We start from the raw sequence: 25,278 nt of genomic DNA, 5'->3' as shown, positions 1-25,278 counted from the left end.
TTTTAGTTTTTTTCTTAAAGAAGAATTTTTTAACTAAAAACCCAATCGCTGCTATAAAAGTGAGCCAAACGAGTATTTCTTGTATTGACATCATTTATTTTAAAAGTTGATAAGCAATTAAGGATACAATATAAGCAAATCCTGTCATAAAAACAAGTTGAAAGATTGGCCATTTCCAAGTATTGGTTTCACGTTTGACTACAGCAAGTGTGCTCATACACTGCATGGCAAATGCATAAAACAACAATAGACTGATACCACTGGCCAAGTTAAATAACTTACCACCAAACACCGGATTCACTTCTTTGGACATACGTTTTTTTATCGTTTCTTCATTTTCGCTGCCTACGCTGTAAATGGTGGCCAGTGTACCAACAAAAACTTCTCTTGCTGCAAAAGAGCTTATAACGGCAATGCCAATTTTCCAGTCATACCCCAAAGGTTGAACTACAGGTTCAATGCCTTTTCCCATATAACCAATATAAGAATGTCTTAGTTTGTAAGATGAAATTTTGGTATCTAACTCTTCTTGTGTTAAATCTAAATTTTCAGTCTTAACTTCAGTATTGACAATGTCTTCAGCATTTTTAAATTTGTCGTTAGGGCCATAACTGGCTAAAACCCATAAAATGATAGAAATGGCTAAAATAATTTTACCAGCACCAAAAACAAATGACTTGGTTTTATCGACTACTGTAATCAAAACATTTTTGGGTAAAGGCACTTTATAGTTGGGCATCTCTACTACAAAATAAGTTTTTTGGGAGGTTTTCATGACTTTATGTAATAACCAAGCCGAAAATACTGCCATACCGAACCCAATAAAATACAATAGCAATAACACTAAGCCTTGATAGTTGAAAACACCTAAAAAACTCTTGTCCGGAATTACTAAGGCAATGATTATTAAGTAGACTGGTAACCTTGCAGAGCAGGTCGTGAAAGGAATGACTAAAATGGTAATGAGCCGTTCTTTCCAATTTTCGATATTTCTCGAGGCCATCACAGCCGGGATAGCACAGGCCGTTCCTGAAACTAAAGGCACAATACTTTTACCGCTAAGCCCAAATTTTTTCATAATCTTATCGGTAAGGAATACCACTCGACTCATGTAGCCACTTTCCTCAAGTATGCTAATGAAAAGAAACAAAAAGGCGATTTGAGGAATAAAAATCACAATACCGCCAATCCCTGGAATAATCCCTTCTGCAATGAGGTTTGTAAATTGTCCTGCAGGTAAGGTGTTTTTTGTCCATTCACTAAAACTGGCAAAACTTTCGTCGATAAGATCCATAGGATAAGCTGCCCAATCGTAAATGACTTGAAAAATTAAAAGTAAAATTACAGCAAATATCAAATAACCCCAGATCCGATGCATCAATAAACGGTCTAAGCTTGCCCTTAAACCCTTAGCAGCATTGATATCTTTGGTTAAAGTTTGTTTCAAAGTATCATTGATAAAGGTATATCGGGCAATGATTTCCTTTTGCTGCAAACGCTTAAGTTCAGACTGGCTTTTGGGTTCAAAACTTTTGGTTTTACTTTTAATTTGATTTCGGTCTAAATTACCAAAGTTGGCATCTTGCGTAATGACTAACCAAAGTTTGTAAGTGTTCTGGTCGGGAAAGGTTTTCTTCAGATTACCAAAATATTCAGGATCGACTCTAGAGGCATTGCAACAGGCCTCTGTTGAAAGCTGTTTATAGTTTGCAATAAGGTTTTTAAGCTTGTCAAAACCCGTATTTTTTCTAGAGCTAATAAGGGCGATTTTGGTTTTGAGTTGTTCTTCAAGCTTGGGGATATCTAGGCTAATTCCTTTTCGATCCATGCGATCAGCCATATTGATAGCCAAAATTGTAGGTAAACCTAGATCCTTAATTTGAGTAAATAATAATAAATTCCGCTTTAAATTTTCAATATCACTAACGACGACCACAACATTGGGATAGTCTTTGTCATTTTTGTTGAGCAAAAGTTCGATAACGATATTTTCATCTAAAGACGAAGCATTTAAACTGTATGTGCCCGGCAAGTCTATAATGTGAGCTTTTAGGACTCGACTCAACTTGGTAACACCTTCTTTTTTTTCTACAGTAATTCCCGGGTAATTCCCAACTTTTTGGTTTAAACCAGTCAAGCTATTAAAAACAGAAGTTTTACCAGTGTTGGGGTTGCCAACTAATGCTACATTGATTTGCCTCATCTTATTGGTCTATGAGTTTTACCAAAATATCTTTTGCGGTTTCTAACCTAATGGCTAAAAATGTATCATTGATGTTGAGATATAAAGGATCTTTGATTTTAGCAATTTTAATCACTTCAACTGCATTACCAGGCAAACAGCCCATTTCAAGTAGTTTTAAAGGGATAGATTCTGAAGATATATCAGTAATTGTGGCTTTTTGACCGCTTTTTAAATCGGCAATGCTCATCATCTTTATTTAGATTAAGTTGAAACAATGCAAATCTAAAAAATCTATTTGAGGTGGACTTTATACTTATTGACTTTAATTTATTGTTAACGCCAAAACTGAGTTTAATCAGTCCTAATTTTTCATTAACCTGACGGGCATTAAATCAAATGTGTTTTTTATGTAAGCATTTAAAATTATGCTAAATACAGAATTATCTATCCGGCATTTGTTATTATAATTACTAAAACCATACATAGTGAGTCATACTAATAAAGTTTTTCCCAATTCTTTAAAAAATGAGATTCTAAAAGCCTTAACTTATTTTCCAACTTTAAGAAATGTCCCCATTGAATTTAAATTTAAGACAAACATTAAGCGATCAACGATGCAGGCTCAACCGCGTTTTAGTAAAATATTAAGTCCTCGCCATAAGAGAGAATACATCATTTTTATAAAAACTCATTTCAATTTAGGTACTATCGATAAACCAATTGAAAAACTCCCCAAAGATGTTTTAGTAGGTTGGTTTGGGCATGAATTAGGCCATATTATGGATTATGAACAGATGAGTAACTTTAAACTTATACGCTTTGGTTTGAGCTATTTGATTTCTAATACTGCCATTGTAAATGCTGAGCGACAAGCTGACACTTTTGCGATAAAACAAGGCATGCAAGACTATATTATTAAAACTAAAAATTTCATTTTGGAACACGCTGATATTTCTGAAAGCTATAAAAACAGAATGAAAAAATATTATCTATCTCCTGAGGAAATTATGGAGATGGTGACTCAATAAAATTAAATTTCACGACAGATAACACAGCGTTAGTTAACTAATTTTTGCAGTCAGTTATTCGGATACTCGATAAAAAATAATTCAATGATCTTATGAATATTTAGGTCGTTTAGAACTTACAAATTCTCGCCATTCCCTGAATTTCTCCTCACCCATAACACGTTCCATTTTGACTTGACCGCCTTTCTTTTTTTGATGGGCATTCCAGTCGTAAAATAATTCAGGATTTATCATATCAACTTTTACGCCTTTTAAGGCTTTAGTCCTGGCTACTTTATAATTTTTATTGGCATTTTTTAGAGAGTCATCTAATGCTTGAGCAACCTCGATAGGTTTACGATTAAGCATAGTGCCCAAATACCAATGATGGTAAAAATCACCATGTTCATCTTTGACAGCGGCAATGGTATATTCTCTGATTTCAGTATTAAATTGTTGCTCAAGTTCACGCATGGCGTCATCCATTTTATTGACCGATAATTGTGAGCCTACTGTATTGAGGAAAAATTTGGTTCTACCTGTAATTTTGATTTCTGCTCTTTCAATATCAGTAAATTGTATAGTATCTCCAATCATGTATCGCCAAGCGCCAGCAACAGTACTCATAACCAAGACATAATCATTACCTTTTTCGACTTCATCAAGATTAAACGATGGTGCGTTGGGTTTTAAAGCGCCGTTTTCATCGATATATTCAGTTTGAAACGGAACAAACTCAAAGTAAATACCATTATCTGTATTAAGTTGCATAGCATGCGTTTCAGGTCTTACTTGTGTGGCAATGTAACCCTCTGAGGCCAAATAGGTATCAATGACTTGAACAGTTTTGCCGGTCAAGGCTTCAAAGCTTTTTTCGTAAGGACCAAAGGCGACACCACCTGAGGTATAAACTTGGAGATTTGGCCAAATCTCATGAATATGATTTAAATTATAATACTCGATGATTTCTTCCAACATGAGCTCAATCCAAGATGGAATACCACTCAGTGCACCAACATCCCAGGTTTTGGCATGTTTTACAATATGCTCAACTCGTTTGTCCCAATCGTCTATTTTGGATATTTCCTCACCAGGTTTGTAATAAGATTGAAACCAAAATGGAATGTTAGCAGCGGTGATTCCAGAAATCTCACCTTCTAATTTGTTATCATTTCGCTGATTTAAATTTGTTGAACTCCCAAGCATCAAAATATCTTTTTGAAAAAAATCAGCCGAAAGATCAAAATTTTTAAGCGACAAAACTTGCTTTAACCCCGCTTTTGTAATGGCATCAAGCATAGCTTTTGAGATTGGAATACGTTTACTTTCTTTCCCCGTTGTGCCTGAACTTAAGGCAAAATACTTTGATTCACCAGGCCAAGTTACATTGGTTTTGCCTTCGTGCATTTTTGACCACCATTCTTTATTGATTTTATCGTAATCAAAGTACGGTATTTTATTGATAAAGGATTTATGAATATTATTTTGATTTAAAATTTCTGAAAATTTGTAATATTTTCCAAAATCTGTAGATTGTGCTGTCTTTAAAAGTTTTATTAATGTTTTTTGTTGTGCTTTTACGTGGTCTTTTTCCTCTATAAGTGAGCCTGCAATTTTAATTGCACCTTTAATCACTTCTCCAATGATGGCCATATCTTTTTACTTTAAAATCTTTATAAATTAGTATAAGTAAATAGATTTAGTTATGCAGTTAAGCTTTGAAAAAATTAACTTTTACATTTATGGTATTGCAAAGTTCGATAAGCCATAGGAGGTTTATAGCTTGAAATCTTTTATGTATCACTTTTTATTAATTCTTCTATTATCAATAATAAATAAAATCATAGCTATCGTATTTAAAGCTAATACCAGGAATGTAAACTTGTTTTCTATAATGTAAGTAACAACACTTAATATTGCCAACATGCCTGCCAATAGTGATAATGGTTTTTTTAACTTTAGCTTCATTATTAGTAAAACTATTTAATACTTAGTTTTCTGTAATCCCATTGTTGTAATTCTTCTAAACTCACATAATCTAATACCTTTTCATGACAAGCTTCTAGATTAAGATAAACAGGGAAACCTGCTGCTTTACTTTTCAGCCAAACGCCCATACAAATACACCACCAATCCCCAGACTTAAGGCCAGGAAACTGCCATTGCGGTTTAGGCGTAATTAAATCGTTGCCTCGGGCTTTGTTGTAGGCGAGAAATTCATCGGTCATTTGTGCTGCAACGATATGCAATCCTGGATCGCGTTTATCATATGAACAAAATCCATCACGTTTAGCCCCAGTCATTGGGTCGAGTGAGCAGGACTGAAGTTCAGTGCCAAGAACATTTTTTATCATTTTATTTAATTTAAAACTAATAAACAAATAATCCTATAAACTTATAAATGAATTACCACATAATTTTATAATCTTAAATAAATAATGATTATTTCACGCTAAGACGCTAAGGCCACTTAATAGATTATAACCTATCTACATACTTACTTAAGAATTTTTAGAATAATAGCCGATTAAGATCCTTATATCAAAGATATCTAGAGCTTCAGCGATTCGTGAAACTCAGCAGCTATTTTTCCAAAGCCTTAGCCGTTATTTTGGTTAAAATATTTCGAGGTGTAAAACGGCCAATAAAAACTAAGAACTTATTTAAAAACCCGTGAATGGCCACAGTTTTGCCCTTAAAAAGTTGCTTTAAACCAAAACGGGCTACAGCTGCAGAACTTGGAAGTTTGATTTGCTTAACCAAATTAGAATCCTTCATATCAGCATGATCAAAAAATTCTGATTGTGTTGCTCCAGGACATAAAGCAGTGACAATCACACCCTCATTTTTCCACTCATGAGCAATCGCTTCAGAAAATGCCAAAACATAATGCTTAGTTGCAAAATATACACTCATCATAGGGCCTGGTTGGAAAGCTGCCGTAGAGGCCACATTGAGAATATAACCTGTTTGTCGCCTCAGCATTTGTCTACCGATGTAATAGGTTAAATCGGTTAAGGCTTTGATATTTAAGTCAATCATGTTTTGCAGTTTGCCGATATCCGCTTGATCAAAACGCTTGTAATCGCCAAAACCTGCATTATTGATTAACACATCGATTTGGATTTGTTCTTCAGATAAGTATTTTAATAAATCTTCTATAGCGTTGTCTGTAGTCAGGTCAATGGCAAAGATATTGACTTTGACTTCAGTTATTTCACGAGCCAAAGCTTTAAGGAGATTTTCACGTCGTGCTACAATGACCATGTTATAGTCTTGATGGGCTAATTGTTTGGTAAATTCTTTACCTATTCCCGATGAAGCGCCTGTGATGAGTGCTGTTTTTCTCATGATTGATAGCCTAATTTTTCTCTTACGCGATCTAAAACATCATTTGCTACAACTTTAGCCTTAGCTTCACCTTCCTGTAAAGTTTTTTCAATTTTCTCTGGATTTTGAATCAAATCTTGAAAAGTTTCTCTCTCATTTTTAAACTTGAGTTTAATTTCTTCAAATAATGCTGTCTTAGCATGACCATAACCAAACCCACCATTGAGGTAATTTTGCCTCATTTCATTGATTTTATCTTGATTAGCGATGCATTGATATAAATTAAACACAATACAAGTATCAGGATCTTTTGGTTCTTCTAATGGCGTGCTGTCCGTTTTAATACTCATAATAGTTTTACGCAGCTTTTTGTCACTATCAAAAATATTGATGATATTTTGCTTGGACTTACTCATTTTTTCGCCATCAATTCCAATAATGAGTTGCGTTTCATCTTGAATTTTGGGTTGAGGCAATACAAATGTTTCTCCCATTTTAGCATGAAAACGCTGTGCAACGTCTCTGGTCATTTCAAGATGCTGTAGTTGGTCTTTACCTACAGGTACAATTTCGGCATCATACAATAAAATATCAGCAGCCATCAACATGGGATAGGTGAATAATCCCGAATTGACATCTTCAAGTCGGTCTGATTTGTCTTTAAACGAATGGGCTAGAGTTAAGCGTTGGTATGGAAAAAAACAGTTGAGATACCAAGCCAATTCTGTAACTTGCGGCACTTGACTTTGCCTGTAAAACACTGTTTTTTCTGGATCTAGCCCAAAAGCTAACCAGGCTGCTGCAGTTTGTAAAGTATTGTTTTTTAAAACCTCAGCATCTTTGATTTGTGTAAGCGAATGTAAATCGGCTATAAACAGAAAAGAATCGTTATTAGGGTTGTTGGCCATCTCTATGGCTGGTAAGATTGCCCCGAGAAGGTTTCCGAGATGTGGTGTGCCTGTGCTTTGTATTCCAGTTAAAATACGTGACATAAAAATCAATTTTTTTCAAAGATAAATCTTTTGTTTATCTGTATCTAAGCTTTTATGTAATTTTGGACTTGATGAAAATTATACTCAACATATTCAGACTGTTCTGGCGTATTTGGTTTTATGTGTTAATGTTTTTTAGCATCATACTTCTCTTTCCCTTTCTGTTAATTTCAACCTTGCGCGAAAGTTGGTACGGCTTCTTTTTTAAAGTGGCTAAAGTATGGGCAACTATCAATTTGTATGGCATGGGATTTATCCCCAAAGTTCAATTTTTAGAAAAAATGAAAAAAGGGAAGAGCTACCTTCTGGTGTCCAATCACACTAGTATGATAGACATTATGTTGATGTATTATATCTCCAAAAATCCCTTTGTATTTGTCGGTAAAAAAGAGTTGGCCAAATACCCTTTGTTTGGGTTCTTTTACAAACGCACTTGTATTCTAGTCGATAGACAAAACAGCAAAAGCCGTCATGCGGTGTTTTATCAAGCTCAAGAGCGTTTAAACAAAGGCTTGAGTGTTTGTATTTTTCCAGAAGGTGGTGTGCCTGATGATATATCAATAGTTTTAGATACGTTTAAAGACGGCGCGTTTCGCTTGGCAATTAACCACCAAATTCCCATTGTGCCCATGATTTTTTACGATAATAAAAAAAGATTTTCCTATGATTTTTTTAGTGGAAAACCCGGTATTTTGAGAGCTAAAGTTTTAAATTTTATTGAAACCAAAGGGCTTTCTCTCCAAGACAAAAGATCGCTTAATAAAAATGTTAGGCAGACTATTTTGAGAGAACTGCAAAACAAAAAACCCCGTCAAAATTGACAGGGTTTAAAGCATTTTATGATAGATTGGCTAATTCATCTATTTAAAAATATATCTTAATCCAACTTGCATTTGCCATCTAGACGAAAGGATACCAGAATCATCAAATTCTACAATACCACTTTCATTAAAGCGATTATCGAAAGAAAACTTAGGATTTGGTCCACCTTCTTCTGTGGTCAATAAACCAACTTCGCTTCTCACAAATTTACGTCTTCCCCAATCTTTATTGAGCAGATTAGTAAAATTAAAAATGTCAAAAGAAAATTGAAGTGTATGAATTTTTTTACCAACTTGTAAGTTGAAATCTTGTAGTAATTTGAGGTCAATAATATGACTCCAAGGCCCACGATCGCCATTACGTTCTGCATATTGGCCTCTTCTATCATTTAAATATGAATTGTTGTTGATGAATGTATTGAGTTGATTCCATTGTTGTTGTTGTTCTTGAGGCGAACCAACAAACTCGATTTCAGAAGCATCTCTTGGAATGTAGATTAGGGCATTATCACGAGAATCGTCATTTAGCAAGTCCCGTCCTTCATTGTAAATATAACTAAAAGGCTGCCCTTCTAAACCATTGTAAAACAATGATATAGTAGTTTTAAACATATCATTTTTACCATAAGAAAACTCATAAGCTGCATTTGCAGTAAGCCTTGATCCAAGAGAAAATTGAGATCGTGCAACACCAGGATTGGCATTTTTTCCATTTACCGTCCTTAAGTTTCTCCATTGAGATGAGTTCTGAGATGAGGTTCCTTCAAAAATATTTTTTGCCTCACCATAAGTATAAGCAACTTGTCCATAGAAACCGTTATCAAACTGTTTAGTCAACTTAAAGGTTGCATTATAAGTATAACCTTTATCTGTATTTGTCGCTAAGATAATACGTCCATAGGTGTCATCAATGACATCATTTCTGTCGTAAAAAGGGCGATTGTCTGCACCGTTCAATCTGCCTACAGGACCTTTAATATTTAGGTTTTGATAGAAGACATTATTAATGGTATTGGTATACAAAAATTCTCCAGAAGCCACTAAATCCCAAATTGGTAATTTCTGGTCAACTGCAATGTTAAATTTAGCAACTTGAGGGAGTTTAAAGTCAGGTGCAAATAAATCTATATTTCCACCATTTGCTCCAGAACCAGGTTCAGCTCCTGGTTGAACAGGTTGATTAAATGGATCTGCATTAAAAAAGACATCATCTTGAGGTAGCGTAAAATCAGCAACAAATCCTTGTGAAACACCATTATTATTATAAGCACCACCTGGCCAAACAAGTGGGATACGAGAGGTGAAAATCCCTATACCACCTCTGACTTGTGTGGTTTTGTCATCAAATACATCCCAGTTGAAACCTAATCTTGGGGAAAAATGTAATTTACTTTCGATAGCTTGACCTACTCGAGCACCTTCTAGATCTTTTCCGTTGGCTTCCAGTAGAGCAACAGATCTTGTATTAAAGTCCTCATTGACAGTGCCATCTGAGAAAAACGGGATATCAAAACGTAGCCCCAAAGAAAGTTTAAAATTGTCAGCCATATCTACATCATCTTGGATATATAGCCCAAGTTGTTGGTACTCAAATACGGCAGCACCTGCAGAATCATCGCCAACCCCACCAAATAAAGAATAACTTCTAGAAAAACGGTCTACTGGGGCATTGTTGCTTGCATTGTCGTCTAAATAGGTATTAAAATCATCTAAAGATGAAAAGGTGTAAGACCCAAAGTTTTGTGCAAAGAAAACGTTTTTAACATCAAAATAGTCAAATGTGCCACCGAGAGTAATTTTGTGTCGTCCTTTGTAGTATTCAAAATTGTTTGTAATAGAAAATAACTTTTGCTCTAGTAAATTAGCTGTAGAAAATTGTTCAGATCCCAAACTAATTTCTCCAATACCATCTTGTATTTCAACAAATGGAAAGGCGTCGCCTACAAAACCTCTATCATCGAGCACATCAGTATAGGCTAAAACTAAGTTATTTGACATATTACTGCCATTGGTTGTGCTCCACTCAAGAGTGGTTGAATTTGTACGTGTTGGGAAAAATTCACTCCCATTAACAAAATCTATAGAACGATCACCACTTAAACGGGTCTCGGTTTCTTCAGCCTCTACATAAGAGTTTTTGAAAACTATAGTATTCTTATCATCGATATTCCAGTCAACACGCGCAATAAATTTATCGCTTGTTAGGGTAAGTGGTGCACCTTCAAACACACCAGGGTCATATCCAAAAGCATCAATAATACCCTGTCTTAAATTAACGACGTCTTGTCTGTTTGCATCACCTTGATACCGTTCGAAGTTGAAAGGCTGCGGGGTTTCATCATCTTGTCTCTCGTAATTAACAAAAAAGAACAATTTGTTTTCTATAATCGGTCCACCAACACGAAGACCAACAAGTTCTGCAGAAAATTCATTTAGTCTTTCTCTATCGTCTTCTTTAATTGCTGTTGGGGTTTTACCAGCCAAGTCTTCATTTCTAAGATAGTAATAAGCAGAGCCTTCAAAATTGTTGGTTCCTGAACGTGTAATAGCGTTTATTGAGCCGCCGGCAAAACCAGATTGTTTAACATCAAATGGTGCGAGGTTAACTTGAAAGGACTCAATGGCGTCTATAGAAATGGGGTTAACACCAGTTTGACCACCATTTGTTCCTGAAGCGGCTAAACCAAAGACATCGTTTTGAACTGCACCATCAATGTAAATTGCATTGTAACGGTTATTTTGACCACCGAGAGCAATACTACCATTTTCACCTACTTGGGCTTCAGGTGTTTGCCTAATAAAATCACCAAGTGATCGCGTTGCTGAAGGTAAAGTCAAAACTTCACGATTGGAGATATTGGTGTTTGAGCCGGTTTGTCCAGAATCAAAGATGTCGTTTTTACGAGCGGTAATTGTAACTTCTTCCAATTGACTCGCTTCTTCTTGAAGTTGAACACTGAACTGTTCGGAGTCTCCTAATCTTAAGAATACGTTTTGAAAAGTTTTTGGTTTGAAGCCTACATAGGTAATTTCTATTTTATAAGGTCCACCAACACGCATGTTTGGGATTCGGTAGAATCCATCAAAGTCAGAAATCACCCCGTATTTTGTTCCTGTAGGTTGATGTATTGCAATAATATTGGCACCAGGCAGTGCTTCTTCGTTTTGGTCTGTGATTTGACCATTAATAGAAGAGGTAGTTACCCCTTGCGCAAATGCATTTACTCCGCAGAGTAAAATAAATCCGAGTAATAATTTTTTCATGATTTAATATTTTAATATTCATCACAAAAAAAGACTAAAAAAGGGTGAAAAAAATTACCTCATAATTATTAAAAGGTTAGAAAAACCCTACTAAAATGGAGAGAATAAATTAAACAAATGTTATCACTTCAATTCAAATTTATTAAGTGTCTCATTAAAAGCAGATAACATTTTAAGTTACTGTTAACTTGGTCCATAACTTTTACGTTAAGTTAATTTAGTATGTTAAAAAAGTGATTTATGAGTAAGTTTTGCTAATTAGAAATGAAAAAATGCATCCTCGAGGTGTTCTATTTTGGTACCAAGTTTATTTTTAATAATACCGATAATATCAAATCTGACCTCGTAATCAAATTTTCTTTCATCAATAAAATGGTCTACAGCTTCAACGAGACGTTTCATTTGAGCAGGTTTAACAAATTCATGGGGATTACCAAATTCTGGTGTGCTTCTGGTTTTAACCTCTACAGCTACTAATGTTTGGTTTTTTAGAGCAATAATATCAACTTCGGCTTTTTGAAAACGATAGTTTTTGGCTAAAATCTCATAGCCTTTGTCTTTTAATAATTTTAAAGCTAAGCTTTCACCACTTTTGCCAAGTTCATTGTGCTCTGCCATAATTTAATATTTAATGGATACTTGATTGTTTTCGACTTTTAAATCAACAGTTGCACCTAAAGTTAATGCATAATTTTCACATCCGTGGCCTACAGGACAATCATAGGCTATTGGGATATTAAGGTTTTTTGTATAATGATTTATGATTTCATAAGCATTTTGACCAAATGGAATCGTATTGTCGTTCATAGCATTCATTCCCCCAACAATAAGTCCTTTGATGTGTTTTAAAATTTCTTGGCGTTTTAAACTCAATATCATACGATCGATGTGATATAAGTATTCATCTAAATCTTCAAGAAATAAAATTTTATCACGAAAGCTCGGTAAAGGCTCAGAACCCAAAACCGAATATAATACCGACAAGTTTCCACCAATGAGTTGACCACTAGCATGGCCAGCCTGTGAATTGAACGGAGAGATATACTCAATGTTAAAGGGTTTACTCATTAAACTTTGTATTAAGCTTTCTCGAGTTGTTTCAGATTTGTTTTGAATGTCTACCGGCATTTGTGCGTGAAGACTACATATACCTAAGCCTTGAAGTTTTAAATGTAAGGCTGTAACATCAGAATACCCGATAATCCATTTGGGGTTTTTAAGCAATGGTGAGAAATCTATTTGGTCAATCATTCTGGCAGTGCCATAACCGCCTTTAGCACACCAAATGGCTTTGATTTCTGGGTTGTTAATTTGATGTTGTAAGTCGGCTGCTCTTTCATGATCTGTGCCTCCAAATTGGTGATATTTTAAACCAATTGTTTTTCCTATCACAGGTTCAAGCTGCCAAGACTTAAGCATATTTAGAGCAGATTTTAACTCTTTTTTATCAACAGCTCTTGCCGTACAAATTATAGCAACTTTGTCTTGAGGTTTTAAAAAGTTTGGCTCAATCATACTGAGTTTTGCTAAAGAAATGGGTTGTAAAAACTATAAAGTAAATTTAAACATTAATCAATGCTTTTACTAAATTTGCCTTTTTAATTTCACCTTAAAATTTTGGCATGTTAAAAGTAAAGGATATTAAAATGCACTCTGCAGCATTTGAAAAAGCTTTGAAAAAAAGAAATTTTGAAGCTAAATCATATTTTGATCAAATTTTGGATCTTGATGAAAAACGACGGTTGACACAAACCGAACTCGATGAGGTTTTAGCCAAATCTAATAGTATTTCAAAGCAAATAGGTATGCTTTTTAAAAGTGGTCAAACTGAAGAAGCCAATACATTGAAAGCTGAAACTGGTGAATTGAAACAAAAAAGTAAATTACTTTCTGAAAAACATGACAGTCTTCAGCAAGAATTGAAAGGGCTATTGTATCAAATCCCCAATATTCCTCATGAATCTGTTCCAACTGGACAAACTGAAGAGGATAATGAAGAAATATATGCAGAAGGCGATATCACAGAACTTGATGAAAAAGCATTGCCTCATTGGGAACTTGCTAAAAAATATGACATTATCGACTTTGAATTGGGTAATAAAATTACGGGTGCCGGATTTCCTGTTTATAAAGGTAAAGGTGCTAAACTACAACGGGCTTTAATTCAGTACTTTTTAGACAAAAATACAGCAGCAGGATATCAAGAAGTACAAGTGCCTCTAGTAGTGAATGAAGCTTCAGGAATTGGCACAGGGCAATTACCAGATAAAGAAGGTCAAATGTATCACATAGGTGAAGACGACTTGTATTTGATTCCTACAGCTGAAGTTCCAATCACTAATATTTTTCGCAATGATATGTTAAGTGAACAGGATTTACCGATACAACTTACCGGATACACGCCATGCTTTAGAAGAGAAGCTGGTAGCTATGGTTCTCATGTAAGAGGGCTTAATCGCTTGCATCAATTTGACAAAGTAGAAATTGTAAATTTTGTAAAACCTGAAAATTCTTATCAGGCATTGGATGAAATGGTAGAGCATGTTAAGCACATTCTTCAAGAACTAAAATTACCCTATCGCATTTTAAGATTGTGTGGAGGTGATTTAGGTTTTACATCAGCTTTAACTTTCGATTTCGAAGCTTATTCAACAGCACAGCAACGTTGGCTGGAGATTTCATCAGTGTCAAATTTTGAAGCGTTTCAAGCTAATCGATTAAAAATACGATATAAAGATAAAAACAATAAAAAGCAATTAATTCACACCTTGAATGGGAGCGCACTTGCTCTACCTAGAGTTATTGCAAGTATTTTGGAAAATAACCAAACATCTCAAGGCATAAAAATACCAGAGGTATTAGTACCGTATACTGGATTTGAAATTATTGATTAAATGCTTAAAATAGCGTTTGACAATATCTATAAACACCCGCTTCCTGAAGGCCATCGTTTTCCCATGGAAAAATACGATTTGTTACCAAAGCAACTTTTATATGAAGGAACATGTGAAGGCGAAAATTTTTTTAAGCCTATTATCAATCCTGAAAACGAGGATTATATTTTATTAGCCCATGACAAACTTTATGTTGAGCAATTGTACGCTTGCCAAATCGAAAGGCGTAAAGCGAGAAAAATAGGTTTCCCTTTATCACCTGAATTAGTCAAACGCGAGCGCATAATTACCAATGGCACAATTTTGGCCTGTGATTTTGCTTTGCAAAACGGAATTGCTATGAATATTGCCGGAGGAACTCATCATGCCTATAGAAATAGAGGAGAAGCCTTTTGTATGTTAAACGATCAAGCCATCGGTGCCCATTATTTGCTTAAAAATAAATTGGCAAATTCAATTCTGATTGTCGATTTGGATGTTCATCAAGGCAACGGAACGGCAGAAATTTTTGATGGTGATAATCGGGTTTTTACATTTTCAATGCACGGCAAGAACAATTATCCTTTTCAAAAAGAGGCTTCAGACCTAGACATCGCTTTAGACGATCATACATCAGACAGGCAATATTTAGAGACGTTGCAGCTACATTTACCTCAATTAATCGATAAAGTTAAGCCGGACTTTGTCTTTTTTCTAAGTGGTGTTGATATTGTTAAAACGGATAAGCTGGGGAAATTGGGTTGTTCTGTAAGAGGTTGCAAAGAAAGAGACCGCTATGTTTTAGAGACTTGTTTTGAAAAAGGAATACCTCTTGAGGTCAGTATGGGTGGCGGATATTCTAAAGATATTAAAATTATTATTGAAGCTCACGCCAATACCTTTAGACTCGCTCAGGATATTTTCTTCTAAAATTTTCTTTTAATTGGTCCAATCTGTTCTTCGACTTCTTCTTTAAAAGATTGACTTTCTTTTTCAATAGATTTGGTTTGTTCTTTGACTTCTTTTTTAAGGTCAACACCAGTTTTTTCAATATTGTGCGTTTCTTTTGTGATTTCGTATTTGATATCGTCTGTAGCTTCTCGAATAGATTTTACTGTTTTACCTACAGTCCTAGCTATTTCGGGCACTTTGTCTGCTCCAAACACCAAAAGCACAACTACAATAACTATTGCAATTTCTCCACCACTGATAAAATAAAGAGTCCAAAACATATTACAAAGATATATAAAATTAAAATGCTTTAGCTGTTAAAAATATTCAGCTTGACGGTTTTATGCTAAATAAAAAACATCCAAAACTTTGGGGTTTTGGATGTTTATAAATTCAATTAAATATTTGATTTAGTTTTTTTGTTTTTCAAATTCTTCAAATTCACTTTTATTTTCTTCTCTAGGCCAAGAATTGTTAGAAACATCAATGTCTGCGGTTTCTAAATTAGGATCCAATTGAATGTTGGTAATTTTCTTTTGACTGCCAATAGTTTTAGAAATTTTGTCATCATTTTTTCTCCAAACTTGTACCGGGTATTTTTTCATTTCTTTGCTTCCATCTTCGTAAGTATATTCAACAATAACCGGCATAACTAATCCGCCTGGTTTATTAAATGTGATTTCATAGAAATACTTTGGCAACTCCTTAAGATTACGGCGTTCTTCGGCTGTGAAGTTGTCCATCAAAAAGCTTTTAAGGTTTTGTGAATTTTCTAAATTATCTTCAGAAGGCGCCAGCTCCTTAGCCTCTTCAGAGTCTGCCGGAACCACATAAACTAGACCTTGAAGTCGTGGATTGTTTTCTGGATTTGTTATACCAAAACGAGCTAAATATTCCTTAGCTTCTTTCGTGATTTTATCGGTAAGTTTATAGGTTTTGACTTCTTCAACACTGATATCTACATAATCTGTGGTGTAAAACCATCCTCTCCAAAACCAATCTAAATCTACTGCTGATGCGTCTTCCATGGTTCTAAAAAAGTCCTCAGGAGTAGGGTGTTTAAACATCCAACGCTGTGAAAAAGTTTTGAATGCATAATCAAATTTTTCAGGTCCCATTATGGTTTCTCTTAAGATATTTAGCGCTGTTGCTGGCTTACCATAAGCATTGTTTCCTAATTGATAGACTTGCTCAGGATTGGTCATAATTGGAGCTATAAAGTCTTGGGAACCTTTCATGTAATCTACTATTTTAAATGGGAAACCTCGCCTTGATGGATATACATTATTTTCGTTGAGTAGTTCAGGATATTTTTCACCCATTTCTTGTTCAGTTAAAAATTGAACAAACGAATTTAAGCCTTCATCCATCCATCCCCATTGGCGCTCGTCACTGTTGACAATCATTGGAAAATAATTGTGGCCTACCTCATGAATAATCACACTAATCATCCCGTATTTTGTACGGTCGCTGTAACTGCCGTCTTTGTTTGGTCTCCCAAAATTAAAACATATCATAGGATATTCCATACCAATACTTTTACCGTGTACAGATACGGCTTTATGATAAGGATAGTCAAAAGTGTGTTTGCTGTAAGTCTCTAAGGTCTGAGCTACCGATAAAGTTGACCATTCTTCCCAGAGTGGATTACCTTCTTTTGGATATGCAGAAACGGCCATAACATTTTTATTGCCCACTTTTACATTCATCATATCCAAGATGTATTTTCGTGAAGATGTAAAAGCAAAATCTCTAACCATCTCGGCTTCATAAGTCCAAGTTTTGGTTTGTTTAGATTTAGTTTTTTCATTTTCGATAGCTTCTTCTTCAGAAACTATGATCACAGGTTTATCAAAAGTATTTAATGCTTTTTCGTAACGCTGCATCATTTTTTTGGAGTATACTTTTTTACGATTTTGGAGCTCTCCTGTTGCTTCAACAATATGGTCAGCAGGCACTGTTATGTTAACTTCGTAGTCACCAAAGGGCAATGCAAACTCTCCTGCACCCCAAAATTGGTAATTTTGCCAGCCTTCTACGTCATTATAGACTGCCATCCTAGGGAAAAACTGAGCAGCGATAAACATGGCATTATCTTCGTCTTCAAAATTTTCGTAACCAGAGCGACCACCATCTTCTAGACGGTTGTTAATTTTATAATTCCATTTAATATAAAAAGTATAGCTATCTCCCGGTTTTAAATTTTCACTCATTTCAACGCGCATCATAGTTTGGTTGATGCTATAAGGCAATGGATTGCCACCTTTTGAGACTTCTTCAATATTAAAACCACCATCAAAAGGCTCGTCCATATATTCAGATACGATTGAACTTGGTCTTATAACCGGACTAAATCCGCTTCCATTTCTTTCTTTTGAAGGACTGTCTTTTTTTCTGACATTTTGGTCGAGCTGTACCCAAAGATATTCTAATGCGTTTGGAGAATTATTAGTATAGGTAATGGTTTCTTCGCCGTAAATTTCTTTATCAACTTCATTGAGTATGATATCCATTTCATAGTCTGCTGTGTTTTGATAATAAGCTGGCCCAGGCGCACCAGATGCTGTACGATATTGATTGGGAGTTGCAAATTCTTGGTAAAGTTGTCTAAACTTGTTTTGGTTGGTATGGCCTTCTTCTTTTTTAGGCTTTTCTTGGGCATAAAAGTTGAAACTAACTAACAGCCCTAATGGTAGTATTAAACTTTGCTTTAATGTCATATTTATTAAAATTTTTGTTGGCTAAAAATAAAGATATATTTAAACCGAGTTAATTATCTAATTAAATTTTAACACTGCTTCCGATTTATCACGTGTCAGTAAGACACTTTCTTTCTGATTAAGTTTAAAACAGTGTACGATATTTTTTTGATCTTCAATGACGTCAGTAAGTAATAGATTTTGAATATTTAGAGTATTAAAATTTTTAATATGATTTATTTTAAAATAAATATGGATACGATCATCCTCAAATTCATAGCCTAGATAAGATAATTTATGCGTTTGATCACCTGTTTTGAATCTTAGTTTTTTATCAAAATACAATTTAATATACGCCTCAATATCTTTGGATTGTTTTACCGGCCTTAGCTTTAAATCTTTGCCATAACGTGCTTTGAGGACATTTTCAAAGTCATCATAAAATAAGCGAGATATGATTTCAAGTCTTTCTTTATCGGGATTAAACTTGACTTCGGTTAAACCTACATAATATTCGTGATTTAAAATGCTAAAAAACTGAGCAAACGCTATGGTGCAAATACATAAAAGTTTAGTCATTAATTTCTAATTTTTGTTACTGCTTATAGGCTGTATACCTCAATCCATTTTTACAGAAGGATTGTTGAATTCTTTAGATTTATCTAAAAGAAATTGTAATAAATCCATTTCATTTCCTTTTTTAAGCAATTCAGATGTCAAGCCATGTTCATCTGCGTAAAAAATAAATGCATTAATTTGATTTTCATCTATATCAAAATATTCTTTAAAAAATGCGTTATCGTACATTTTTCTAATCTCGACATCTATATTTTCAATTACTTTATCTTTTTTAGAAACAGGTTTTTTCTTGATGTAGCGTTTAAATATTTTAACAAAATCCATTCCATAATCTAAGTATTCATCATCAATAGCCACGTTGTTGCTTCTTATTTGGCTGTCTATAGTTATATCTGCATCATATCCACTTATCAGTTCTTTCTGGTCTATGTTTAGATTGGTTTCATCAGTTTCTATTTTTTTAATATCTACATTTAAGTTACCACTCAGCAGATTTGAGGTCACGGTAACTTCATTAAGCTGATTGACATTTTCTTTAATTTGTATTACAATATCTCTTTCTTTCATGATGTTCTCTGTAATTTCAATTTCAAAATTTTGAAATTGAACTGAAGAGATTAAAACATGATCTTTATTTTTAACTTTTAACAGAAATTCGCCATAGGCATTAGTTGTCGTTCCTTTTTTGGTATTGATATTATAAACGCTGATGTTTTTAGCTTCCGCGTCTGATGGCACATTAATCTTTCCTTTAAGAATTTGTCTTTCAGGAACTTGGCTAAATAAAAAATTGATTTGGCATGTCAAAAGAATTAGCAGTAAATATTTCATAAAGTCAATTTTAAACTAAAAATAAACAATAAAACATTAAGCCTAAAAGATTAGTGCTTAAATATTACAGAATTAAGCTTATATCAATTCGTATTGTTTTCCAGGCAGAGGTCTCACAAGGCCTTTCAATTCTAGATTAAGTAGAATAGTAGATAATTTTGAGGTTGGGATTTGACAAGATAAAGATAAGGGGTCGATTTCAGTTTTTTGAAGTGATTTTAAACTTTCAATAACAATTTTCTCCTCTTTATTAAGGTCAACAAATAATTCTGCTTGATGTGTTTGTTTTGGTTTTTGTTCAATATCCCAATTAAGAATATAAGCGATATCTGCAGCATTTGTAAGTAACATGGCTTGTTGTTTTTTGATGAGATTGTTACAGCCTTTACTCATATTGTCACTGGATCTTCCAGGGACAGCAAATACTTCACGATTGTAGCCATTTGCCATTTCTGCTGTAACTAGCGAGCCACCTTTTTCTGCACTTTCAATGACAATTGTAGCTTCACTTAACCCGGCGATAATTCTGTTGCGTTTCAAAAAATTGTTGCGTTCAAATTTGTCATCACTACAAAAGTCTGAAAAAAATCCCCCGTGTTTTAAAATACCATCAACATATTTTTGGTGAACTTTTGGATAAATCTGGTTCATGCCGTGTGCAAAACAACCAATAGTCTGTAGGTGATGATCTAAAGCTGCTCTTTGAGCGGTAATATCTGTGCCATATGCAAAACCAGAGACTATTACAGGATCAAATACACTTAAATCTGAAATTAATTCTTTGGTAAATTGAATACCATGTGAGGTGATTTTTCTTGTTCCTACAATACTAATAATACGCTTGTGTTGTAAATCGATATTGCCTTTCTGGAATAGGACTAATGGACCATCGATGCAATGTTTTAATTTATCAGGATAAGTCTTGTCTTTAAAAAACAGGAACTCAATACCGTTATTTTCTATAAAATCCAACTCTTTTTCTGCACTATCAAAATCTACCTCTTTTTTTATACTCTGAATACGTTTGGTACCAAGACCGTTTATCTTTCTTAGGTTACTGCTCTTTTCTTTAAATATAGCCTCTGCAGAACCTATGATCTCGATCAGTTTTTTAGCAGTGGCATCACCAATATGAGACAAGCGATGTAATGCTAAGAGAGATATTTTTTCTTTGTCTGACATCATGATCTTACCTCTAGCTAGTCTGAAGTATCACTTTCTTTAATTTGGTCTTCTTCTTTAAGAGAATCTTCTTGTGTGATTTTTTTAGATTTTGCTGATTCAATTTCTTTACCCATGTATACCAGCTTGCAATCCTCTTCTACGTCAATTTCATCACTATCAGATGGAATTATCTCTAAATTACCATCTTTAGTTTTAATAAAAATTGGAATCACATCAGGATCTGCTTTTGTAATTTCGATTAACCCTTCATAATGTTGCTGAGAATTAATCTCGGTCTCATGAATTTCCGGATATCGTCTTGAAAGGTTGACTAGCTTTATGTAATCATCTGTATGAGAAAATAGTCCATCATCAGGATTGTTTTCAGGGTCGTTCATTTCTTCAGGAGATATGACTCTAAATGTTCCATTCTCGCCAAATTCTTTTTGAAAATTTTCTATGGCTCTTTTATTGATAGAAGTATTGCCGGTTAAAGCCATGAGATATCCAATGTCACTCAACTCTAAATTGTCTTGTAAGTCATCTGAAAATATATCAGCGGTAAACGCATCGAGTCCCATTTTTTTGGCTTCTTCAATATTACTTTGGTTGTTGTCTATAACGACGACATGACGATTATTTTCCTTCAAATATTTGGCGATAATACGTGAAAATGAAGAAGATCCGACTATTAGAACGCCACTTGAGTTCCTTAGAAATACACCAACCAATTTAGCAAAAGGCCTTGCTGTTGTCGCATTGAGCAAAACAGTACCTAAAACAATTAAGAAAACAAGAGGCGTTATATATTCTGCATCTTGAACACCTTTGTTGGCCAATTTTATTCCAAAAAGTGAAGCAATACCAGCGGCAACAATACCTCGTGGGCCAACCCAACTGATGAACATTTTTTCGTTGAGCGCTAAATTTGAGTTTATACTACTTAAAAATACACCCAAAGGTCGTATTAAGAATACAATGACTAAGAATAAATAGAGCGACTTAATATTGTAAACGAGCAGTAAATCTTCATAATTAATATTGGCGGCTAGAAGTATAAAAAGAATACTAATTAATAAAACACTTAGAGACTCTTTGAAATACAAAAGATCTTTAAAGTTAGGTAAGTCGGTATTACCCATAATCACACCCATAACAACCACAGCTAGTAATCCGCTTTCATGGGCAAAAGTGTCGGCGAGAACAAAAACACCCAACACTACGGCCAGCGTCACCACATTTAAAAGATAGTGTGGTATGATTTTCTTTTTGATAACGTAAATCAAACCACGTGCAAATGTAAATCCAAAACTAAAACCAAAGAGGATTACTTTACCAAAGTCTATTAAAGCTTTAGAAGAATATTCAGCACCTGCTTTTGCATTGATAAACTCAAATACCAATACAGCAAACAAAGCGCCGATAGGATCTATGAGAATACCTTCCCATTTTAAAATGGCAGAGACATCCCTTTTAAGCGGGATATTTCTCAGAATAGGCGTAATTACTGTGGGACCTGTGACAATAACAAGTGCTGAAAAGAGCAGTGAAATTTTCCAAGACAAACCAAAAATAAAATGTACTGCAATACCGGCACCCACAAACGTTATGATTACAGCTATACTAATAAGCTTAACAATAACGTTACTTACATTAAAAATCTCACCTCGTTTTAAAGTTAAACCACCTTCAAATAATATGACACCAATGGCCAAGGATACAAAATAGTATAGGCTTTCACCGGGAAAAAGACCATTTTCCCCATTCCATACAGGTTCAATAATTTTTGATCCATCATCAGTGTAAAGTGTTGCTAGTGGTCCTACAATAAGACCTATAAGGATAAGGGGCAAAATAGCAGGGATTTTAAAGCGCCAGGCAACCCACTGTGCTATAATACCTAATATAATGATAGCTGCTAATTCAAACATAAATACAAATAAAACGATAAAAATAGCATAATTCATTTACAATCAAAGCAAGTTGAGAGAGTTTTATTATCTTGCGAATCCCTTAAAAATAAGTATGAAGTTATATCCAATTGAAACTGGAAATTTCAAATTAGACGGCGGCGCTATGTTTGGTGTAGTGCCAAAATCCCTTTGGTCTAGAACAAATCCAGCCGATAGTAATAATATGATAGACATTGCGGCAACAAGCTTACTTATAGAAGATGGCGATAAATTGATTCTCATCGATACTGGGCTTGGTAATAAACAAAGCGATAAATTTTTCAGTTATTATTACAGATGGGGTAATCACAGCTTAGATAAATCGTTAAAGCAGTATGGTTTTCATCGGGATGATATTACAGATGTTTTTATGACCCATCTACATTTTGACCATTGTGGCGGAAGCGTGCAATGGAACAAAGACCGTACAGGGTATGAACCTGCCTTTAAAAACGCTAAATTTTGGACCAATAAAGAACATTGGGATTGGGCCATTAACCCAAACGACAGAGAAAAAGCCTCTTTTCTCAAGGAAAATTTACTTCCCATGCAGGAATCAGGTCAGCTGTGTTTTTTAGAACGAGAAAAGCGAAGAGAATTTTATAAACAACTTAATTTTGAAGTTTTATTTGTTGATGGACATACCGACAAACAAATGATTCCAATCATCTCATACAAAGGTAAAACACTAGTTTTTGCTGCAGACTTATTGCCAACTGCAGGTCATGTGCCACTCCCATTTGTGATGGGATATGATACCAGACCATTGTTAACTTTAAAAGAAAAAAAAGCTTTTCTTCAACAAGCTGCCGATGAAGATTATTATTTGTTTTTAGAACATGATGCACACAATGAAATTATAAACCTAAAACACACCGAGAAAGGTGTGCGACATAATCAAACTTTTACTTTTAACCAATTATTCAATTAAACATTAAACCATGACGCTTAGACACATTACCTCAGTATCAGTTTTAACAATTAGCGCTATGCTTTTGTTAAGCTGCGGGTCTACAGGACCCAAAATTGTTTCAACTCCAATTGCAAACATAGACACACAACCTAGAAAGACCACTGAACTTACAGATGATCAAAAACAAACTTGGGCTCATTTAGACCTCGTAAATGATACTATTCCAGGGATGAGTGTGGAAAAAGCTTATAACGAAATAATAAAAGATTATGAAGGCAAAAATGTCATTGTAGCTGTTCTCGATAGCGGGATAGATATCCAGCATGAAGATTTAAGCCCGGTGATTTGGATCAATAAAGACGAAGTTGCAGACAATGGTGTTGATGATGATAAAAATGGTTATGTAGATGATGTACATGGTTGGAACTTTTTAGGTGATATTGTAGGAGAAAATCTCGAAATGACAAGAATCATAAAAGCCCACCAAGATAAATTTGAAGGTAAAACTGCCGACCAAATTCCTGCAGATCAAAAAGAGGATTTTGAGCTTTATCAAAAAGCAAAAGCCGAATACGATAAAGAAGTGCAGCAAGCTCAAGCTAATGTTGCTCGTTACCAAGGGATTTTACAACAACTCAATTCGTCTTATGCAGCTGTAAGTAAGGCCTTAGGAAAAGAGACTTTTACAAAAGAAGAGGTTTCTGCTTTAAAAGCAGAGTCTGATAGTTTACAACAAAGTAAACAATTTATGCTTTTTGTAATGAATAATGTTGGCGATGATATAGAGGAAGCCAAAACACAAATTTCTAGTGGTATAGATTATTTTAAAGGGAGAATGGATACACATTTTAATTTAGATAAAAACTTTAGGGCAGAAAACTTGGGAGATGACCCCGATGATATGTCAACTAAATATTATGGTAATGGCGATGTGAGTGGGCCAGATCCTAAGAAAGAAGATGCTAGACACGGCACGCACGTTGCAGGCATTATTGGAGCTGTTAGAAATAATGGATTAGGCATGAAAGGTGTTGCAGAAAATGTGACTATCATGCCAATTAGAGCAGTTCCCGACGGAGATGAATATGACAAAGATATAGCTCTTGGCATTCGTTATGCCGTTGATAATGGCGCAAAAATTATTAATACGAGTTTTGGTAAATACTACTCTACACATCCAGATTGGGTAAACGACGCTATCAAATATGCTGCAGATAATGATGTATTGATAGTTAACGCAGCTGGAAATGAAGGTCTAGATCTAGATGAAAATCGAGTCTATCCTAACGATGAATGGCCAGGACAAATTGATGAAATTGCTGATAATTTTATCAATGTCGGTGCTTTAACCTCAGAATATGGTTCAAATATGATTGCAAGTTTTTCTAATTATGGTCAAGGCAGCGTAGATGTTTTTGCTCCGGGTGCAGGGATTTACGCCACTGTGCCTAATGACGAATACGAGTTTTTATCAGGTACATCAATGGCATCTCCAAATGTCGCTGGTGTAGCGGCTGTGATTCGTTCATTGTTCCCTAAGCTTTCAGCTGCACAAGTAAAAAATGTGATTTTAAATAGCGGTTTATCTCCGAATGCTGAAGTCATTTTAAGTGGTGACTCCGATAAAGTTAAACCCTTTGCAGAAATTTCTGAGACGGGTAATATGGTTAATCTATATAATGCCATTATCCTAGCAAGTCAAATGTCTAAATGATAA

The 25,278-nt window shown here is 34.7% G+C and carries 21 protein-coding genes; 6 read left to right on the top strand and 15 right to left on the bottom strand.

Features of this window, described 5'->3' with window-relative positions:
• Positions 1-94: 94 nt before the first annotated feature.
• Positions 95-2,203, bottom strand: coding sequence for a ferrous iron transport protein B (feoB, locus tag FCN74_RS11820; RefSeq protein ID WP_138932816.1), 2,109 nt, complete (start codon positions 2,201-2,203; stop codon positions 95-97).
• Position 2,204: 1 nt separating this feature from the next.
• Positions 2,205-2,435: a FeoA family protein gene (locus FCN74_RS11815; RefSeq protein ID WP_138932815.1), complete on the bottom strand. Its 231-nt coding sequence runs from the start codon at positions 2,433-2,435 to the stop codon at positions 2,205-2,207.
• 235 nt (positions 2,436-2,670) lie between these two features.
• Between FCN74_RS11815 and FCN74_RS11810 the strand changes: the two genes are divergently transcribed.
• Positions 2,671-3,213: a hypothetical protein gene (locus FCN74_RS11810; protein ID WP_246062628.1), complete on the top strand. Its 543-nt coding sequence runs from the start codon at positions 2,671-2,673 to the stop codon at positions 3,211-3,213.
• Positions 3,214-3,303: 90 nt separating this feature from the next.
• Here FCN74_RS11810 and FCN74_RS11805 read toward each other — a convergent pair whose 3' ends face one another.
• The 4 genes from FCN74_RS11805 to trpS all read right to left on the bottom strand — a co-directional run bounded on the left by FCN74_RS11805 (position 3,304) and on the right by trpS (position 7,514).
• Positions 3,304-4,845: a GH3 family domain-containing protein gene (locus FCN74_RS11805; protein ID WP_138932813.1), complete on the bottom strand. Its 1,542-nt coding sequence runs from the start codon at positions 4,843-4,845 to the stop codon at positions 3,304-3,306.
• Between the two features lie 326 nt (positions 4,846-5,171).
• A complete protein-coding gene (locus FCN74_RS11800; RefSeq protein ID WP_138932812.1) occupies positions 5,172-5,546 on the bottom strand; it encodes a DUF2237 family protein in 375 nt (124 codons plus the stop codon).
• Positions 5,547-5,775: 229 nt separating this feature from the next.
• Positions 5,776-6,543 carry an SDR family NAD(P)-dependent oxidoreductase gene (locus FCN74_RS11795; RefSeq protein WP_138932811.1) on the bottom strand — a complete coding sequence of 256 codons (768 nt, stop codon included), beginning with the start codon at positions 6,541-6,543 and terminating at the stop codon, positions 5,776-5,778.
• Positions 6,540-7,514 (bottom strand): tryptophan--tRNA ligase, encoded by a 975-nt coding sequence (gene trpS, locus FCN74_RS11790; protein WP_138932810.1) that lies wholly within the window; start codon positions 7,512-7,514, stop codon positions 6,540-6,542. The genes FCN74_RS11795 and trpS overlap by 4 nt, the downstream gene beginning before the upstream one ends.
• A 71-nt stretch (positions 7,515-7,585) precedes the next feature.
• Here trpS and FCN74_RS11785 point away from each other — a divergent pair, with 71 nt between their 5' ends.
• The gene (locus tag FCN74_RS11785; protein WP_138932809.1) at positions 7,586-8,335 is read left to right on the top strand and encodes a lysophospholipid acyltransferase family protein; all 750 of its coding nucleotides are present in this window, start codon (positions 7,586-7,588) and stop codon (positions 8,333-8,335) included.
• A gap of 39 nt (positions 8,336-8,374) precedes the next feature.
• Here FCN74_RS11785 and FCN74_RS11780 read toward each other — a convergent pair whose 3' ends face one another.
• The 3 genes from FCN74_RS11780 to FCN74_RS11770 form a co-directional block, all read right to left on the bottom strand.
• Positions 8,375-11,599 (bottom strand): TonB-dependent receptor, encoded by a 3,225-nt coding sequence (locus FCN74_RS11780; RefSeq protein WP_138932808.1) that lies wholly within the window; start codon positions 11,597-11,599, stop codon positions 8,375-8,377.
• 258 nt (positions 11,600-11,857) lie between these two features.
• Complete coding sequence (locus tag FCN74_RS11775; RefSeq protein WP_138932807.1) at positions 11,858-12,217, bottom strand: YraN family protein; 360 nt, start codon at positions 12,215-12,217, stop codon at positions 11,858-11,860.
• Positions 12,218-12,220: 3 nt separating this feature from the next.
• On the bottom strand, positions 12,221-13,114 hold the full coding sequence (locus tag FCN74_RS11770) for a S66 peptidase family protein (protein WP_138932806.1): 894 nt from the start codon (positions 13,112-13,114) through the stop codon (positions 12,221-12,223).
• Positions 13,115-13,221: 107 nt separating this feature from the next.
• On the opposite strand from FCN74_RS11770, the gene serS reads away from it, so the two are divergent.
• Complete coding sequence (serS, locus tag FCN74_RS11765; RefSeq protein ID WP_138932805.1) at positions 13,222-14,493, top strand: serine--tRNA ligase; 1,272 nt, start codon at positions 13,222-13,224, stop codon at positions 14,491-14,493.
• Entirely contained in the window at positions 14,494-15,402 is a 909-nt protein-coding gene (locus FCN74_RS11760) for a histone deacetylase family protein (RefSeq protein WP_138932804.1), read from the top strand. It begins immediately after the preceding gene.
• Here the strand turns inward: FCN74_RS11760 and FCN74_RS11755 are convergent.
• The 6 genes from FCN74_RS11755 to FCN74_RS11730 all read right to left on the bottom strand — a co-directional run bounded on the left by FCN74_RS11755 (position 15,399) and on the right by FCN74_RS11730 (position 22,627).
• On the bottom strand, positions 15,399-15,704 hold the full coding sequence (locus FCN74_RS11755; RefSeq protein WP_138932803.1) for a twin-arginine translocase TatA/TatE family subunit: 306 nt from the start codon (positions 15,702-15,704) through the stop codon (positions 15,399-15,401). The two genes, FCN74_RS11760 and FCN74_RS11755, sit on opposite strands and share 4 nt — an antisense overlap.
• Positions 15,705-15,833: 129 nt before the next feature.
• Positions 15,834-18,143 (bottom strand): M1 family metallopeptidase, encoded by a 2,310-nt coding sequence (locus FCN74_RS11750; RefSeq protein ID WP_138932802.1) that lies wholly within the window; start codon positions 18,141-18,143, stop codon positions 15,834-15,836.
• A gap of 57 nt (positions 18,144-18,200) precedes the next feature.
• Complete coding sequence (locus FCN74_RS11745) at positions 18,201-18,701, bottom strand: DUF6702 family protein (RefSeq protein ID WP_138932801.1); 501 nt, start codon at positions 18,699-18,701, stop codon at positions 18,201-18,203.
• A 39-nt stretch (positions 18,702-18,740) separates the two neighbouring features.
• The gene (locus FCN74_RS11740; protein WP_138932800.1) at positions 18,741-19,532 is read right to left on the bottom strand and encodes a carboxypeptidase-like regulatory domain-containing protein; all 792 of its coding nucleotides are present in this window, start codon (positions 19,530-19,532) and stop codon (positions 18,741-18,743) included.
• 78 nt (positions 19,533-19,610) lie between these two features.
• Positions 19,611-20,714, bottom strand: a complete 1,104-nt coding sequence (gene dprA / locus FCN74_RS11735) for a DNA-processing protein DprA (protein WP_138932840.1) — start codon at positions 20,712-20,714, stop codon at positions 19,611-19,613.
• A 17-nt stretch (positions 20,715-20,731) separates the two neighbouring features.
• The gene (locus FCN74_RS11730; protein WP_138932839.1) at positions 20,732-22,627 is read right to left on the bottom strand and encodes a cation:proton antiporter; all 1,896 of its coding nucleotides are present in this window, start codon (positions 22,625-22,627) and stop codon (positions 20,732-20,734) included.
• A gap of 94 nt (positions 22,628-22,721) precedes the next feature.
• On the opposite strand from FCN74_RS11730, the gene FCN74_RS11725 reads away from it, so the two are divergent.
• Both FCN74_RS11725 and FCN74_RS11720 read left to right on the top strand, forming a co-directional pair.
• Entirely contained in the window at positions 22,722-23,579 is an 858-nt protein-coding gene (locus tag FCN74_RS11725) for an MBL fold metallo-hydrolase (protein WP_138932799.1), read from the top strand.
• Between the two features lie 10 nt (positions 23,580-23,589).
• On the top strand, positions 23,590-25,275 hold the full coding sequence (locus FCN74_RS11720) for a S8 family peptidase (RefSeq protein ID WP_138932798.1): 1,686 nt from the start codon (positions 23,590-23,592) through the stop codon (positions 25,273-25,275).
• The last annotated feature ends 3 nt before the right edge of the window (positions 25,276-25,278 follow it).

It is taken from the genome of Mesohalobacter halotolerans, assembly GCF_006120725.1.
Taxonomy (GTDB): domain Bacteria; phylum Bacteroidota; class Bacteroidia; order Flavobacteriales; family Flavobacteriaceae; genus Psychroflexus; species Psychroflexus halotolerans.
This window is presented reverse-complemented; position numbering and strand designations above follow the sequence as displayed.

Excerpts from the sequence above, each read along its gene's own strand:
- FCN74_RS11720 (WP_138932798.1), top strand. The coding sequence starts at position 23,590 with ATGACGCTTAGACACATTACCTCAGTATCAGTTTTAACAATTAGCGCT.
- FCN74_RS11800 (WP_138932812.1), bottom strand. The coding sequence starts at position 5,546 with ATGATAAAAAATGTTCTTGGCACTGAACTTCAGTCCTGCTCACTCGAC.
- serS (WP_138932805.1), top strand. The coding sequence starts at position 13,222 with ATGTTAAAAGTAAAGGATATTAAAATGCACTCTGCAGCATTTGAAAAA.
- FCN74_RS11785 (WP_138932809.1), top strand. The coding sequence starts at position 7,586 with ATGAAAATTATACTCAACATATTCAGACTGTTCTGGCGTATTTGGTTT.
- FCN74_RS11755 (WP_138932803.1), bottom strand. The coding sequence starts at position 15,704 with ATGTTTTGGACTCTTTATTTTATCAGTGGTGGAGAAATTGCAATAGTT.
- FCN74_RS11805 (WP_138932813.1), bottom strand. The coding sequence starts at position 4,845 with ATGGCCATCATTGGAGAAGTGATTAAAGGTGCAATTAAAATTGCAGGC.
- FCN74_RS11740 (WP_138932800.1), bottom strand. The coding sequence starts at position 19,532 with ATGAAATATTTACTGCTAATTCTTTTGACATGCCAAATCAATTTTTTA.
- FCN74_RS11745 (WP_138932801.1), bottom strand. The coding sequence starts at position 18,701 with ATGACTAAACTTTTATGTATTTGCACCATAGCGTTTGCTCAGTTTTTT.
- FCN74_RS11760 (WP_138932804.1), top strand. The coding sequence starts at position 14,494 with ATGCTTAAAATAGCGTTTGACAATATCTATAAACACCCGCTTCCTGAA.
- trpS (WP_138932810.1), bottom strand. The coding sequence starts at position 7,514 with ATGTCACGTATTTTAACTGGAATACAAAGCACAGGCACACCACATCTC.
- dprA (WP_138932840.1), bottom strand. The coding sequence starts at position 20,714 with ATGTCAGACAAAGAAAAAATATCTCTCTTAGCATTACATCGCTTGTCT.
- FCN74_RS11725 (WP_138932799.1), top strand. The coding sequence starts at position 22,722 with ATGAAGTTATATCCAATTGAAACTGGAAATTTCAAATTAGACGGCGGC.
- FCN74_RS11795 (WP_138932811.1), bottom strand. The coding sequence starts at position 6,543 with ATGAGAAAAACAGCACTCATCACAGGCGCTTCATCGGGAATAGGTAAA.
- FCN74_RS11780 (WP_138932808.1), bottom strand. The coding sequence starts at position 11,599 with ATGAAAAAATTATTACTCGGATTTATTTTACTCTGCGGAGTAAATGCA.
- feoB (WP_138932816.1), bottom strand. The coding sequence starts at position 2,203 with ATGAGGCAAATCAATGTAGCATTAGTTGGCAACCCCAACACTGGTAAA.
- FCN74_RS11815 (WP_138932815.1), bottom strand. The coding sequence starts at position 2,435 with ATGATGAGCATTGCCGATTTAAAAAGCGGTCAAAAAGCCACAATTACT.
- FCN74_RS11750 (WP_138932802.1), bottom strand. The coding sequence starts at position 18,143 with ATGACATTAAAGCAAAGTTTAATACTACCATTAGGGCTGTTAGTTAGT.
- FCN74_RS11775 (WP_138932807.1), bottom strand. The coding sequence starts at position 12,217 with ATGGCAGAGCACAATGAACTTGGCAAAAGTGGTGAAAGCTTAGCTTTA.
- FCN74_RS11770 (WP_138932806.1), bottom strand. The coding sequence starts at position 13,114 with ATGATTGAGCCAAACTTTTTAAAACCTCAAGACAAAGTTGCTATAATT.
- FCN74_RS11730 (WP_138932839.1), bottom strand. The coding sequence starts at position 22,627 with ATGTTTGAATTAGCAGCTATCATTATATTAGGTATTATAGCACAGTGG.